The following is a 14085-nucleotide window of genomic DNA, read 5'->3' on the forward strand; positions in this document are numbered from 1 at the left end:
GTGGGTCGTTACGCACAGCGACGAACCGTTCCCCGCGAGTGGTCCGAACAGTTTTTCGTTATCCGACAGGAATTTGAGACGATGTCCGTCGACGACCCCCGCGAACGGTACGACGACCTGCACGTCACCGAGACCCGGCATACTGAAGATCCCGATTCGTTCGCCGAGCGAGCCGAATCGGAGGTCGTCGACGCCGGCTGGCTCGTTCTCACCCTCGCGTTCGACAGCGAGGGGCGGGTGCTCCTCATCCAGCAGCCGTGGGCCGACGGCTGGATGATCCCTGGGGGTGCGCTCCAACCCGGCGAAACGCTCGCCGAAGCCGCGGTCCGGGAGCTCGCGGAGGAGACCGGCGTCGAGGCGGAGCCCGTCCGGCCACATTCCGTCGGCGAACTCGTCGCCGAGAACGAAGCAACCGGTGAGACGACAGGGTGGACTACCGTGGTCTACGAGGCCGTCGCCGAGGACGACGATGTGGACACCGAACTGGGGCTGGCGGACGAGGTAATCGAGGACGCGCAGTGGTTCGAAGGGCTCCCCGAGGAAGTGTTCGACCGCGAACGGGTAGAAACCGTCTACGATCGGTGTGAGTTCGGGGACAACACCGACCCGACCGTTCTACCGTCGTCTACTCCTCGCTGGCGTGAACGTTCTCCAACGCACGGACCTGGGGTGCGTTGACGATGGTGACCGTCCGCCCGTCCCGTGTCACGCGGAACGCGTCACCGAACGGGCTGGAGTCCGGAACGCGGTAGACGTTCGGCTCGACCGCCGAGGCGTTCAACCGGTCGACGAGTACCGTCCGGTAGGCCGACGCGAACTCGACGGCGTCATCCCGGCTCTCCCAGCGAAGTTTCCAGACGTAGCCGCCGGCGTCGCCGTTCCGGTAGGTGACGAACGTATCGCCCGCCCACCCGTCTGTCGCCTCGGCGGTGTAGTTGTACCGGGAGTAGGGGTCGGACTCCTCCGAGAACGTCGAGCGGTTCAGCCCGCGCTGGAACCAGAGCATCGCGTAAGTCGAGGACTCCCCGACGCGTTCGGCACCCCCGTAGCGCTGCCAGTTCTCCCCCGAGCGATCGGGCACCTGCACCGTCTCGGGCCCGTCGTCCGGGTAGCGCTCGGGATCAATGAGCTGTTCGGTCGTCTCCGGGGGCTGGCTGTAGAGCTGATTCACCGCGTTCCAGCCACCGCGCTGATAGATATCGTGGATGAACGCCGGGCCGTCGCTGTACGGCGCGTAGATAGTGACGTAGACCCCGAGATTGCGATCTGCGATATCGGCGCCGCTGGACTGTTCCGGTCGGTCGACGCAGCTCCAGTTGGCCCCACAGCGCTCCTCGTAGCGCTGCTCGACGTAGCTCGCGTCACCCTCGGTGACGCTGGTGCCGGCGATCCCGCTGTCGTGGGTGTCGCCGCGGAGGAAGGTGAACCGCTGGTCCTGCAGCGCGTGGACGAGTTCGTGAGCCAGCGTCACCCGGTCGACGACGGGCGTCTCGTTCTGGCTGACGATGACGATCTGGTCCTCTCTCGGCGAGTAGTAGCCGAGCACCGTGCCGCCGTAGAGCTCTTCGTACGCCGCGCCGACGGTTCGGTCCTCACCGATGAGCAGCATCCCCTCCCAGAGCTGTTCGCGGGCGCGCTCCCGCGAGCTGTCGACGGTCGTGTCCCGACCCGGGCCGCTTCGGAACTCCTCACGGGAGATCACCTCAACGGGAACGGTCGACTCGAACTCCGCGCCCCGAATCCACTCGACGCGCGCCATCGTTCGGGCGATGAACGCCTCGAGTTCGCTTTCGTTCAGCCCGTCCGACTGGTTGATCGCGATCGATTCATTGTACCAGTAGCCGTTCTCCCAACCCAACTGGTCCTCCTCGGGGTCAGCAGGCGCGCTGACCGAACCGGGGTCGCTGGTTCCGACGTCCGTCTCGGTCGGTTCGACGGGGGTGTCGTCGTACGCGGGCGTCGGCGCCGAACAGCCGGCGAGGACGAGACAGCAGACGAGGGCGAGTGTCCGGAGCTCCACACCAAAAGATGGGTTCGCGGTGGCAAAAAGCGTTGGCCGTGTCTACCGCAGTCGCGCGAGTAGCGCCGAGAGCAGCAGGGCAAGCGTCGCCGTGAGCACCGTGAAGCCGGGACTCTCAGTGCCAGTGGGCTCTGTCACTGGCGACGTGTTCTCTGTTCCGGCGTTGTTCGCAGGCGTTGTCGTCTCCGTCTCCGTCTCCGTCGGCGTCGCCGTCTCCTCAGCGTTGCTGTTACTGTTGACCGAGCTCCGGATCTCACTCAGCTCCGCAGTCGTGGGCGCGTTGACGATCGTGACGGTCTCTCCCTCGACCGAGATATGGAACGCGTCGGCGAACGCTGAGTCACCCTCGGGAATGCGGTAGGTGGTCTCCGAGACCTGCTCGGCGCCCCAGTAGTAGATGAGCTCCTCGTAGCCCTCACGGAACTCTTCAGCCTCTGCGGGGCTGTCCCAGACCAGCCGCCAGACGTAGGCGGTCTCACCGTCAGCGTTCCGGTAGAAATGCATCCGGTCGCCGTCCCAGCCCGCAGCGTAGGCGAAGCCGTAGTTGAGCGGGTCGAACTGGCTGACCGAGCCGTCGTCAGTGTAGTTCAGCCAGTTCTGTGGCTGGACGATACTGCCACCCTGGCCCTCGTTGTAGAGCGGGTAGACGAACATCGAGGCGATGCCGGCCTCGCCCACCTCGGCGTAGTCCAGCCGGTTTGGCGGGCGAAGTCGCGTCCACTCCCCGCTGTTCTCGTCAGTGAGTTCGACCGCGGTCGGTGAGTCCTCGCCGTATTTCTCGGGGTGGATCACCTGCTCCGCACTTTCGGGGGTGTCGTTGTAGACGGCGTTGACCGCGTCCCAGCCGCCCTCGCGGTAGATGGAGGCGACGAACGGTGGCCCGTCGCTGTAGGGCTGGAACTTCAGGAAGTAGACACCGAGGTTCGCGGGGGCGCCACCGCCACCCTGGCCGAGAGAGACTGCCGGGCGGACACAGCTCCCGTTCCAGGCGCCGCCCTCGCCACAGCGGTTCTTGTAGCGTTGCTCGACCAAGCTCGCGTCGCCCTCGATGATGCCGGAGTTGGCGTTAGATTCGTCGCGGGTCTCACTGCGGATGCTGCTGAGGTTGAACTGCTGGTCCTGCAGCGCGTGGACGAGTTCGTGAGCCAGCGTGAACTCGTCGATCTGTGGCGAACTTGCGTTCTCGGAGACGATGACGATCGCATTCTCCGACGGGCTGTAGTAGCCCAGTACCGAGCTCCCGCGATTCTCCTCCTGTATTTCGAGGGAGTCCTCGTTCTCTCCCACGAGCAGGAGCGCCTCGAACTTCGTGTCGTCGAAGGCCCGGAACGTCTCGTTGACCGTTCGGTTCCCCGAGCGGTTGCGGAACTCTTCACGGGAGATGATGTCGACCGGGACCGTCTCGTTGAACTCCATCCGCCGGATCACCTCCACCCGGGCTATTGCCCGCGAGACCGTCGCGTTCAGTTCCGCCTCGGAGAGGCCGTCGCTCTGGTTCACGTCGATGGACTCGTTATGCCAGTAGCCATTCTCCCATCCCAACTGATCTTCCTCGGGGTCCGGCGGCCCGTCGGTGGTCGAGCGATCTATCGCCGTCGACTCCGTCGATGCAGCCGATGAGGTCTGTTCCGCCCCGATCTGCTCCAGTGCCGGTGCGGGCGCCGCCGCGGCAGCGGGGACAAGGCTGCCGAGAACGAGAAGCGCCATCGCGATGCTCGTGAGGGCACGTCGCATACCTCTAATTTGGGAGGTATCCGTAAAAAGACGCCGACGCCGGGTCACCACCTCGCCGTATCGGGAACGCCTAAGAGTCTCAGGCCCTCAGCATCGACTATGTACGAGCCAGAGAGCACCGCCATCATCGTCGTCGACATGCAGAATGGGTTCTGCCACCCGGACGGGAGCCTCTTTGCACCCGATAGCGAGGCCGCGATCGAGCCGGTCACAGAGCTTGTCGCGCGGGCTCGCGACGCCGGCGCGCCCGTCGTCTACACCCGTGACGTCCACCCCGAGGAGCAGTTCGACGGGACCCACTACTACGACGAGTTCGAGCGTTGGGGCGAGCACGTCGTCGAAGGGACGTGGGACGCGGAGCTTCACGACGACCTCGACGTGCGCGAGGGCGACCACATCGTCGAGAAACACACCTACGACGCGTTCTACCGGACCAACCTCGAGGGGTATCTCGACACCCACGGCGTCGGCGACCTGCTCATCTGCGGGACGCTCGCGAACGTCTGCGTGCTCCACACCGCCGGCAGCGCCGGACTCCGGGATTACCGCCCGGTGCTCGTCGAGGACGCACTGGGCTACATCGAGGAGGGACACAAGGAGTACGCCGTCGAGCACGCCGACTGGCTGTTCGGGGAGATAACCGAACTGGACGACGTGGCGTTGGCGTCGGTCGACGGAGCGAATCAGCGAAAGAGCCGGTGTGATGGCTGACCGGTGGCGACGAGTTTCTCGTCGCCCGCCGGCGACGTAGTCGTCACCTCGACATCGCTCACGCCGACCGTCGAGCCCGAGCGGATGATTTCGGCAGTCCCACGCAGGTCGCCGGTCGCCTGCCGGAGATAGTTCACGTTCAGCGTCACCGACGCTACCTCCGTCGCAAGCGGGTCCTCGGCGTCGAGGCGCTGAACGAGCCCGCCGGCTGGGATAGGCAAGTAGCCGGGGGATGGAGACACCGAGAGAACGGAACGGGCCGGCGTTTATCGGGTAGAGCGATCAGCCGAGCCGCACGGACTCCCCCGGCGAAATCTCGACAGAGAGCTCGTCCCCAACCGAGAACGCGTGACCCTCGTGGAAGACGAGCTTCGCGCCGAACGGGCCCGTCGAGGCGAACAACGAGAGGCCCGTCGCCCGCTCGTCGTTCGCGCGGATCTCGACGCCGTTCCATGTCACGTCGGCCGTGGCCGAAGCAGTCACCCCACCCTCCGCCCGCGGTGCCACGGATCCGACCGGGGTTCCGAGAAGCGAGAGGTCTCGTCCTGCCGCAGGGTCATCGACGCCGTATACGCCGCCGCCGGAGTAGTGAGCGAGGCCGCCGTCGAGCGGTGTCCCCTCGTCGCTCGCAACCGTCGCCCAGTGACCCGGCTCGGGGTGGGCTGGGGCATCCAGTCGGGCGTAGGTCTCCCCCGTCTCGACAACGGTTCCAGTCCCATCCCACGTCGCCCCGCTGACCGGGACATCGGGAGCGAGTGGGAGTGAGCCCGAGGCCCGGTAGGGGTTCGCGCCAGCGGGGCGGAAGCCGAGATGGACGTGATTGTCGACCCACTGGCCGAAGAAGCCCGAGCGCACCATCTCGCCCAGCGGGTCGCCGGGCTCAACCCGGTCGCCGGCCTCGACAGCGGGGTCGACGTGCAGCACTCGGGCGGTGAGCTCCGCACCGCGACCGTCCGCCCAGTCGTCGGCGACGTCGATGAGGATGAGGTGGTCCTCGCCAACAGCGTACGTGCGGTCAGGGCACCGAACGGTTCGGGTGTCGAGCACCGCTCCCGGGACCGGCGAGATGCCGGCGTTCGACTCGGGGTAGAGGTCGATCGCACAGCCCCGGTCGTGAGCCGGATACGGGGAGTTGTAGGAGGTGAAGCGTTCGAAGCGCGCCAGCAGGGACGGGGGAAGCGCGATCGGTTCGGATACTGCCGACTCTGTGGCGCCCGATGTGGCATCAGCACTGCCGGCCCCGTCGGTCATGCCCGGTCGGAGGCGACGGTCACGCTTAGGTTGTTCGGACCCGTCCCCCGACCATGCGCGTCGTCAGGGGTCGGGCCGACTCGCCGACCGCGGACCGCGAAGCCACTCGTGAGCTACTGGACGAGGTCGCCGAGACCGGCGTGCCGGTGGTCCGGGCGTGGACGCCCCACCGCCACCTCGCCTTCGGCCGGCGTGATGCCAACGAACCGGGCTACGACGCGGCGAAAGCCGCCGCCGAGGCCCACGAGTTCCCACCCGTCGAGCGCTCGGTCGGCGGTCGAGCGGTCGCCTACACCGGCACCACTGTTGCCTTCGCCTCGCTCGAACCGCTCGCGAATGCCCGCCAGGGGCTCACCGAGCGCTACGAAGCCGCCGTCGACACCGTGGTCGAGGCGCTTGGCTCCCTCGGCGTCGATGCTCAGTCCGGCGAGCCGCCGAACTCGTTCTGTCCCGGGGAGTACTCCGTCCAGGCGCCCGTCGTGGGGCGAAACACAGAACCCGAACGAGGCAAGGTCGCCGGCATCGCCCAGCGCGTGACGGCCGACGCCGCCCTCGTCGCGGGCGTCGTCGTCGTCACCGACCGGGCGGCCGTTCGTGGCGTTCTTTCTCCAGTGTACGCGGAGCTGGGTGTCCCGTTCGACCCGGACTCGATCGGCTGTGTCGCCGCCGCTGGCGGGCCCGCGACGCCCGAACCGGTTCAGTTAGCGCTCGAACGCGCCATCGTCGACGGCCGGGAGACGGGCGTCGAGGAGTTGGACGCCGGCTCGTCGTAACGGCCCGATCGGACCAACAGGCCGGGAAGCTTAGGAGCGGGCCGCTCGGAGTTGACGTATGCTCATCACCGACGCCGAACTCCCAGACGGCCGGGTCCGGGACGTTCGGGCCGAAGACGGGCGAATCGCCGACATCGCCGAGAACCTCCACTCGCTGCCGAACGAGGAGTCCGTCGACGCCACCGGGCTGACACTGCTCCCGGGTGCAATCGACGTCCATGTCCACTTCCGCGAGCCGGGCCACGAGCAGAAGGAGACGTGGGCCACCGGCTCGCGTTCGGCGGCCGCGGGTGGGGTCACGACCGTCGTCGACCAGCCCAACACGTCGCCGCCGACCGTCGACCGCGAGCGCTTCGACCAGAAGGAGGCGTTCGCCAAGAACTCCCTGGTGAACTACGGCATCAACGGCGGCGTCAACGCCGACTGGAAGCCCGACGAACTGCTCGAGTGCCCGTTGTTCGCGCTGGGGGAAGTGTTCCTCGCCGACTCGACCGGCGACATGGGTATCGATGCCGAGCGCTTCGAAGCGGCGCTCGCCCACGCTGGGGAGGCGGCTGTCCCCGTGACAGTCCACGCCGAGGACGCTGACCGCTTCGACGAGAGCGCACTGGAGGGCAATACCGGCGGGACGGGCCGCGATGCAGACGCCGACTGCTGGAGCCAGTATCGGACCGCCGAAGCCGAAATCGCGGCGGTCGAGGACGCCTGTGAGGTCGCCCGCGGTGCCGGCGCGAACCTACATATCGCACACACTTCCACGCCCGAAGCGGTCGATATCGCGAGCGATGCTGGCGTGAGCTGTGAAGTGACTCCACATCACCTGCTGCTCTCCCGTGATGATCTCGACGATCTGGGCACGTTCGGGCGGATGAACCCGCCGCTCCGGACCGAGGGACGCCGCCAAGCGCTCTACGAGCGGGTGGCTGACGGGACTGTCGACATGATCGCGACCGACCACGCGCCCCACACGGTCACCGAGAAAGAGACCGACCTCGAATCGGCGCCGTCGGGCGTCCCCGGCGTCGAGACGATGCTCCCGCTCCTGCTCCAGGAGGTGCGCGAGGAGCGGCTGACGCTCGATCGGGTCTGTGAACTCGTGTCCGAGGGGCCAGCCGAGCGGTTCGGGCTCGACCGGAAAGGCCGCGTCGTGGAGGGGTACGACGCCGATCTGACGCTCGTCGACCTCGACGAGACCGAGGAGATCGAGGGCGAGGCCCTCCACTCGAAATGCGGCTGGAGCCCCTTCGAGGGACGGGAGGCCGTGTTCCCGGAGATAACGGTCGTCGGCGGTGCCGTCGTCTACGACGGTCGCGCGGGCGACCGGTTCACCGCCGGGCTCGGGGAAAACGTTCGTAGAAATCAGTAGTTGAAAAATGTGCTACGGAACGGCCGGTGAGCCCGGTTCCCGCCACTAACTGTCGGAAACACAGGTTTCAGGCAGATGTGGTCGCCATGCCGATACACGATGCTCGCGGCCCAGCACGTGAGATTCGCAGTAAGGAGCATTAGCACCTGCGGATCGCGCGCATTTCGGCGACGGTCGGTCACGAGCATCGTGGCCCGTTCCCACAGGCGAACGCCAATCTATCAATTTCTGGACAGTCGTCGACGGCACGAGTCGGCCGGTTATCATGAGAGCGAATCGCAAGCCCAAGCTTTACATACGTGTTCAAGAAATCTTAACCGATGCCAGAGTGCCAGAACTGTAGTTCGTTCGTCACGCGGCGGTACGTGCGGGTGTTCACTCCCGAGGGGCGGGAAACCCCACGGGTCTGTCCATCTTGTGAGGACAAAATCCGTGACGGCAGTGATGTGCGGGCGGCGCGGTCAACCCGCGGAAACTGACCGGTAGCGGACCGTTCTCTGCGATAGGCGCGCCGCCGTCCGCCGGCGCACACAAACCGACGAGCGATGCGGAAACGACTGGTGACTGATAGTGACTGCGATGATTCGTTACCACCATCGCGAAACAATACAGAGGAGTTGGCGTCCGATACGACATCCTTCGACGCCACTCCTGAAAATACTCATAGCAGGCACTCTGAGACGTACCGCAGCTGCGTGCTGACACGTCGCAGCCGCTCGTGGACGAGGGGCTGAACCCGATAACAACCCACCCCGAAAAACAGTGCTGGTGGTTCAGTAGCTCCGGACCTTCGGCTCGTAGGTTTTCTCCTCGCCTTCGAGCACCGCCGGCTTGTACCAGAGGCCGGGACTCCCGTCGTTCCACGAGAGCATCGTGTGTTTGAGCCACTCGTCGTCCTTGCGCTCCTGATGCTTCTGGCGCCAGTGGGCGCCGCGGAACTCGTCGCGAGCGACCGCGCCGACGGTGATGGCCTCGGCCACGTCGAGCAGGTTCCGCGTCTCGATGGTGTGGATGAGGTCCGTGTTGTACGTCCGCGACGGGTCCGACACCGTGACGTGCTGGTACTCCTGGCGTGCCTCCCGGATATCCCGGAGCGCGTCCTCGAGTGCACTCTCCTCGCGGAACACGTTCACGTTCTCGGTCATCGTCTTCTGGACGTCCGCACGCACCTCCGCGTGATTGACCCCTTCGTCTTTCTCGAGCAGGTAGCGCACGCGGGCTTTCTCGGCCTGGACGGCCTCCGCGACGACGCCCTCGACGTCAGTCGCGACGGACGTCCCGCTGTCGGCTCCATCGGACGGCGACGCTCGGCCGCCGTCGGCGAGCGCCCCCTTCCCCGCGGAGGGGAGGTCAGCCTCGCCCAGCGGGACGGGCGAGACGTTCTCGCCCTCCTCGCTGTCCACGTCCCAGCCAGTGCTGATGAGTGGCTCCTCGTCGACGGCGCCGGCAGCGTGTCGACCGGCACGGGCACCGAACACGGTGAGTTCGGGCAGCGCGTTACCACCGAGGCGGTTGGCGCCGTGGACCGACGCACACGCACACTCGCCGACGGCGTAGAGCCCGTTGACGCAGGTAGCGCCCCACTCGTCAGTCTCGACGCCGCCCATCGCGTAGTGCTGACCGGGTTTGACGGGCATCGGCTCCGCCAGCCCGTCGACACCCTCGAAGTCCTCCGCGAGGTGGAGGATGTTCTCCAGTCGGTCGAGGATGCGGTCTTCGCCCAGATGCCGCATGTCGAGGTGGACGTACTCGTCCTCGATTCCCCGGCCATGGTTCACCTCGTTGAGTTCGGCGCGGGAGACGACGTCACGGGAGGCGAGTTCGCCGTCGTTGTTCGCGTAGCCGTGTTCGAACATGAACCGCTCGCCCTCGGCGTTGTAGAGAATCCCGCCCTCGCCCCGGACCCCCTCGGAGATGAGCACACCCGTCGATGGGAGCGTCGTCGGGTGGAACTGGATCATCTCCATGTCCTCGATGGGGACGCCGGCGCGGTAGGCCATCGCGACGCCGTCGCCGGTGTTGGCAACGGCGTTGGTAGTGTGGTCGTACACCTGCCCCAGCCCGCCAGTTGCGAGAATCACGCCGTCCCGCGCACTGAACCCCTGGATTTCGCCGCTCTTGATGTCGTAGGCGACGACGCCCGTGCAGTCGCGGGCTTCGGGTTCCTCCTCGTCGGTGACGGCGAGGCGGGTGACGTACCACTCGTCGTACACCTCGATGCCTCGTTTGACCACCTGCTCGTACATCGTGTGGAGCATGTGGTGGCCGGTCTCGGCGCCCGCGTACGTGGTTCGCGGGAACGAGAGACCGCCGAACGGCCGCTGGGAGACGACGCCGTCCTCGTCGCGGGAGAACGCCATCCCCCAGTTCTCGAGCTGAATCGTCTCTTTCGGACTTTCGCGGGTCAGCGCCTCAACCGCTGGCGCGTCGGCGAGATAGTCCGAACCTTTCATCGTGTCGTAGGCGTGATCGGTCCAGTCGTCACCCTCGCGGAGCGCCGCGTTGATGCCACCCTCCGCCGCGCCGGTGTGTGACCGGACAGGGTGGAGTTTCGTCACCATCGCAACGTCCGCGCCGTTTTCCTGGGCCGCGATAGCCGCGCGGAGTCCCGCGCCGCCGGCGCCGACCACGATTACGTCGTATTCTTTCATGATTACCAGAACTTGAGGTTCGACTTCACAGCTTCCCGCTTGAGCTCCTGAATGTGCTCGGTGAGCGGGATATCCTTCGGACAGACCTCGGTACACGAGAACTGGGTCTGACAGCGCCAGACGCCGTTCTCCTGTTCGATGAGTTCGAGACGGTGCTCCTTCATGCTCTCACCCTCCCGGTCGTCCATCGCGAAGCGGTAGGCCTTGTTGATGGCCGCTGGACCGAGATACTCGTTCTCGTTGGCGGCGATGTTGCAGGAGGACATACACGCACCACACCAGATACAGCGCGTGGACATCTTGATCTTCTCGCGGTTCTCGGGGGTCTGGAACTGCTCTTCGAGTTCGCCCTCGGGGGTTTCGTCGGTCTGGAAGTAGGGCTCGACAGCCTCCATCTGGTCGTAGAAATGCTCCATATCCACGACGAGGTCCTTCACGACCTCCTGGTGGGGGAGCGGTTCGATGCGGACCGCGTCGCCATCCAGTTCCGCTATCTGGGTCTGGCAGGCGAGGCGCTGGCGCCCGTTGATGAAGAGGGCGTCGGAGCCACAGACCGCCTGCCGGCAGGAGTGCCGGAACGTCAACGAGGAGTCGTACGTGTCGCGGGCAGCGATGAGCGCGTCGAGGGCGGTCATCCCCTTGGTGAACGGGACCCGGAACTCGTCGAAGCGCGGCTCCTGTTTCCCCTCGACCTCGGGGTCGTAGCGGAACACCTTCAGCAGGACCGCGTCCTCGCCCAGGTCAGGTTCGGGTTCGGCTTCGCGCTCGCCGAACTGCCGGTCGGCCTTCTCGCGCCGTCGGCGCTGGCCGGGCGACTCCGCAGCTGCCTCGGCCTCCGATTCAGTCTCGTCGTCGGTTTGTTCGAGTTGCGTGCTCATTATCAGAAGAGGTTCGTCCAGACGAGTGCGGTTCGCAGCCCCTGTACCACCACCACCAGGCTGGCGACAGTAAGCACCGCGGCCAGCGCGGTTTTCTTCCAGCCCTCGATGCCGTCCTGCCCGGAGACAGCGTTATAGACACCGTTGACGCCGTGGAACGTTGCCGTCAGCAGGAACAGCACCATCAGCGAGAAGTACGTCCAGGTGCTCATCCGGGCGGACGTTCCCATGAACGTCACGTCGGCGGCGTGGTTGACGAAGTGGAGCAGGAAGAAGTGGAACGCCAGCACCACGACGAGGAACGCCGCCGTCAGGCGCTGGAGCAGCCACCGCGTGCCCGTGCGATCGAACGAGGAGTAATGTTCAGCCACTTCAGAACACCCCCGCGAGGAACGTCGGGACGCTCGCGACGGTGATGGCGCCCGTAATGATCAGCGACGCGTAGAAGCTCTCCTGCTGTGCCTCCAACCCAACCCCGAGGTCGACCATCAGTAGCCGAACCCCGTTGAGGATATGGAAGACGGCCACGGCAAGCAGCCCCACCTCCAGCAGGCGCACGACTGCGAGGCTCTCCAGCCCCTGAATCGTCGTGTTGTACACCTCTGGGCCGGTGATGGCCGTCGAGAGGACTGCGATATGTGTGAACAGGTAGCCGATGAGAACCCAGCCGGTGAACTTGTGGAATATCCATGCCCACATGCCGGCGGTAAAGGACCGCCACCGGCCGAAGTCCTCGACGGTTCCCCGGTCGTACGACTGACTCATGTAACAAGATAACTCGGTGCGCGAGGGGTATAGAAGTTACCGTCTCGCGGCCGTGACCCACACTCTCGTCCTGTCCCAACAGTCCACAGGCACCGCACAGTGGGGAAAATATTCGGCCGAGTCAGCAGTCATCGTCGGCATCCACGTCGAGCCCCTGCCGCATTGCCACCACCCGGCGCGTCCCCTCGTCCAACTGCGCCAAGTGACAGAGTGGGTTCCCCGGGTAGACGATCGGGTTCTCGAGGGCCCCGACGAGCAGCCCTGGAAACGGCGCTTCGACGACGGAGCGATCGCTGGCGAACGGGTTGGAGATGGTGGCGACAGGCTCGCCGGCCTGGACCAGCGAGCCGATGTCGGCGTGCATGTCGGCGATACCACCGGCGTCGGCTCGGAGCCACGTTCGCTCCTGCTCGCCAGTGACGACGGTGCGCCAGCCGGGCCAGGTGACGGCGGACTGCGGGAGCATACCGTACTCCGCGAGCACACTCTCGACACCCGTCAGCGCCCGGTCGATATACTCCCCCTGAAACCGGTGGGCCTCACCCATCTCGATCGTGACCGTTGGCGTGCCCGCAGCGGTTGCCTCACGCCGGAGCGTCCCCGTGGGCCCGGCGGTATCGATGATGACGTTGGTCGCGAACGCGTGGGCGAGCCGTGACACGTCGTCGTTGGCCATGTCCGCACGGGCATGGAGCGTGTTGGTCCGGCCGCGCGTCGAGGTATGGAAATCCAGCCCGAACTCGCAGGGCTCGATGAAGTTCCGGAAGATCTGGTCGGCCATCCGCTTTGCCGCCGTCGAGTCAGGTGCGCCGGGGAACGAGCGGTTCAGGTCACGCTCGGAGGCGGGGAGATAGCGCTGCTGGGCGAGAAACGCCGGCACGTTGATGATGGGGAGACAGACCAGCGTCCCCGCGAGATCCGCGAGCTCCCAGTCGTTGGCCACGCGGCGCACGACCTCGATACCGTTGAGTTCGTCGCCGTGGACAGCCGCCGAGAGGAAGGCGGTCGGCCCCGGCTCCTCGCCGTTGATGACCGTCACGGGGATGCGGATCGGGTCGCCGAGATACGTCTGGCTGATGGTGAATCGGAGCCGCTGCCGTTCGCCGGGGTCGATACGCCCCCCATTGTAGGTGAACGCCTCCGTAGTCATAGCGGGGGGACGGCGTGAATGGATTTATGCGTACTGCAATACGTCGCTGGGGGGCAGAACAGCCCGACCGTCGCGATACTGCTGAGGAGGTGGCCCACTCCGAGGATGACGCTGGCCGCGAAACCGGCGAGCCACCTGTTGGCTGGTCCAGCGCGGACGTGGCTGCAACCGCCCAGCCGTGGCCTGGCTCCATCCCGGACGGCGCCGAGGAGCAGTCCGAGCGCGTCGCCGTGGAGCACGCTCACAACGCAGCCGGACACGGGATTAGTGGTTGGTACGACCGAATCCGGCAGGGCGTAATACCGAAGTGCGGCCCCGACCGACAGGGGTGCGTGCGAACCAGCCTCAACGTTCCGAGCAACGTGCTGGACTCCTTCGACGAGACGTGGCAGGAGCAGGCAATGGAGTCCCGCTCCCGGGCCGTCCGCGAAGCGATGCAGGAGTATATCGAGCGCCACACCAGTCTGGAGAGTATCGACGGCGACGCCGTCGCCGCGCTGGCGTTCGATTACGAACACACGTTGGTTATCGGCGACCTCCACACCGTCCAGCACGAGTATCAGGACGTCATCGGCACGACGCAGCATCTCCACCATGGCGACTGGTGTCTGGAGACCGTGTTCTGCACCGGCGACGCCGGCCGCATCCGCGAATTGGTCTACCGGCTCCGGGATTTCGACGCCGTCGGCCGGGTGAACGTGATGTTCCTCCAGCCGGTGGAGTAACCGCCCGCGGCGCGCGAACTGCTGGGCCCTCGTGGCCCAGCCACGGAGCCTCTTGCCGCGG

General features: G+C 66.1%; 14 protein-coding genes and 1 pseudogene. 5 read left to right on the forward strand and 10 right to left on the reverse strand.

Going from position 1 to position 14085, the window contains the following annotated elements; translation table 11 throughout:
- Window positions 1-81: 81 nt before the first annotated feature.
- Complete coding sequence (locus V5A38_RS01600) at window positions 82-678, forward strand: NUDIX hydrolase (protein ID WP_332323995.1); 597 nt, start codon at window positions 82-84, stop codon at window positions 676-678.
- On the opposite strand, the gene V5A38_RS01605 is transcribed toward V5A38_RS01600, so the two are convergent.
- Both V5A38_RS01605 and V5A38_RS01610 read right to left on the reverse strand, forming a co-directional pair.
- Window positions 626-2020 (reverse strand): Hvo_1808 family surface protein, encoded by a 1395-nt coding sequence (locus tag V5A38_RS01605; RefSeq protein WP_332323996.1) that lies wholly within the window; start codon window positions 2018-2020, stop codon window positions 626-628. The two genes, V5A38_RS01600 and V5A38_RS01605, sit on opposite strands and share 53 nt — an antisense overlap.
- Before the next feature lie 42 nt (window positions 2021-2062).
- Window positions 2063-3754 carry an Hvo_1808 family surface protein gene (locus tag V5A38_RS01610; protein WP_332323997.1) on the reverse strand — a complete coding sequence of 564 codons (1692 nt, stop codon included), beginning with the start codon at window positions 3752-3754 and terminating at the stop codon, window positions 2063-2065.
- 99 nt (window positions 3755-3853) lie between these two features.
- Here V5A38_RS01610 and V5A38_RS01615 point away from each other — a divergent pair, with 99 nt between their 5' ends.
- Entirely contained in the window at window positions 3854-4465 is a 612-nt protein-coding gene (locus tag V5A38_RS01615) for an isochorismatase family cysteine hydrolase (RefSeq protein WP_332323998.1), read from the forward strand.
- Here V5A38_RS01615 and V5A38_RS01620 read toward each other — a convergent pair.
- Both V5A38_RS01620 and V5A38_RS01625 read right to left on the reverse strand, forming a co-directional pair.
- Window positions 4438-4686, reverse strand: a complete 249-nt coding sequence (locus V5A38_RS01620; protein ID WP_332323999.1) for a PaaI family thioesterase — start codon at window positions 4684-4686, stop codon at window positions 4438-4440. The two genes, V5A38_RS01615 and V5A38_RS01620, sit on opposite strands and share 28 nt — an antisense overlap.
- A 61-nt stretch (window positions 4687-4747) precedes the next feature.
- Entirely contained in the window at window positions 4748-5716 is a 969-nt protein-coding gene (locus V5A38_RS01625; RefSeq protein WP_332324000.1) for a hypothetical protein, read from the reverse strand.
- 53 nt (window positions 5717-5769) lie between these two features.
- Between V5A38_RS01625 and V5A38_RS01630 the strand changes: the two genes are divergently transcribed.
- The gene (locus V5A38_RS01630; RefSeq protein WP_332324001.1) at window positions 5770-6489 is read left to right on the forward strand and encodes a lipoate--protein ligase family protein; all 720 of its coding nucleotides are present in this window, start codon (window positions 5770-5772) and stop codon (window positions 6487-6489) included.
- 58 nt (window positions 6490-6547) lie between these two features.
- Window positions 6548-7855, forward strand: a complete 1308-nt coding sequence (locus V5A38_RS01635; RefSeq protein ID WP_332324002.1) for a dihydroorotase — start codon at window positions 6548-6550, stop codon at window positions 7853-7855.
- 773 nt (window positions 7856-8628) lie between these two features.
- Here V5A38_RS01635 and V5A38_RS01640 read toward each other — a convergent pair.
- The 6 genes and pseudogenes from V5A38_RS01640 to V5A38_RS01665 form a co-directional block, all read right to left on the reverse strand.
- Window positions 8629-10506 (reverse strand): FAD-binding protein, encoded by a 1878-nt coding sequence (locus V5A38_RS01640; RefSeq protein WP_332324003.1) that lies wholly within the window; start codon window positions 10504-10506, stop codon window positions 8629-8631.
- Between the two features lie 2 nt (window positions 10507-10508).
- A complete protein-coding gene (locus tag V5A38_RS01645; RefSeq protein WP_332324004.1) occupies window positions 10509-11384 on the reverse strand; it encodes a succinate dehydrogenase/fumarate reductase iron-sulfur subunit in 876 nt (291 codons plus the stop codon).
- Window positions 11385-11386: 2 nt separating this feature from the next.
- Complete coding sequence (locus tag V5A38_RS01650) at window positions 11387-11755, reverse strand: succinate dehydrogenase (protein WP_332324005.1); 369 nt, start codon at window positions 11753-11755, stop codon at window positions 11387-11389.
- A 1-nt stretch (window position 11756) separates the two neighbouring features.
- A complete protein-coding gene (sdhC, locus tag V5A38_RS01655; RefSeq protein WP_332324006.1) occupies window positions 11757-12149 on the reverse strand; it encodes a succinate dehydrogenase, cytochrome b556 subunit in 393 nt (130 codons plus the stop codon).
- A gap of 121 nt (window positions 12150-12270) precedes the next feature.
- Complete coding sequence (locus tag V5A38_RS01660) at window positions 12271-13299, reverse strand: succinylglutamate desuccinylase/aspartoacylase family protein (RefSeq protein WP_332324007.1); 1029 nt, start codon at window positions 13297-13299, stop codon at window positions 12271-12273.
- A gap of 56 nt (window positions 13300-13355) precedes the next feature.
- A pseudogene (locus V5A38_RS01665) lies at window positions 13356-13538 on the reverse strand (hypothetical protein); the annotation flags it as partial.
- 93 nt (window positions 13539-13631) lie between these two features.
- Between V5A38_RS01665 and V5A38_RS01670 the strand changes: the two are divergent.
- Window positions 13632-14024 (forward strand): CopG family transcriptional regulator, encoded by a 393-nt coding sequence (locus V5A38_RS01670; RefSeq protein ID WP_332324008.1) that lies wholly within the window; start codon window positions 13632-13634, stop codon window positions 14022-14024.
- The last annotated feature ends 61 nt before the right edge of the window (window positions 14025-14085 follow it).

It is taken from the genome of Halolamina sp., from assembly GCF_036626355.1.
Taxonomy (GTDB): domain Archaea; phylum Halobacteriota; class Halobacteria; order Halobacteriales; family Haloferacaceae; genus Halolamina.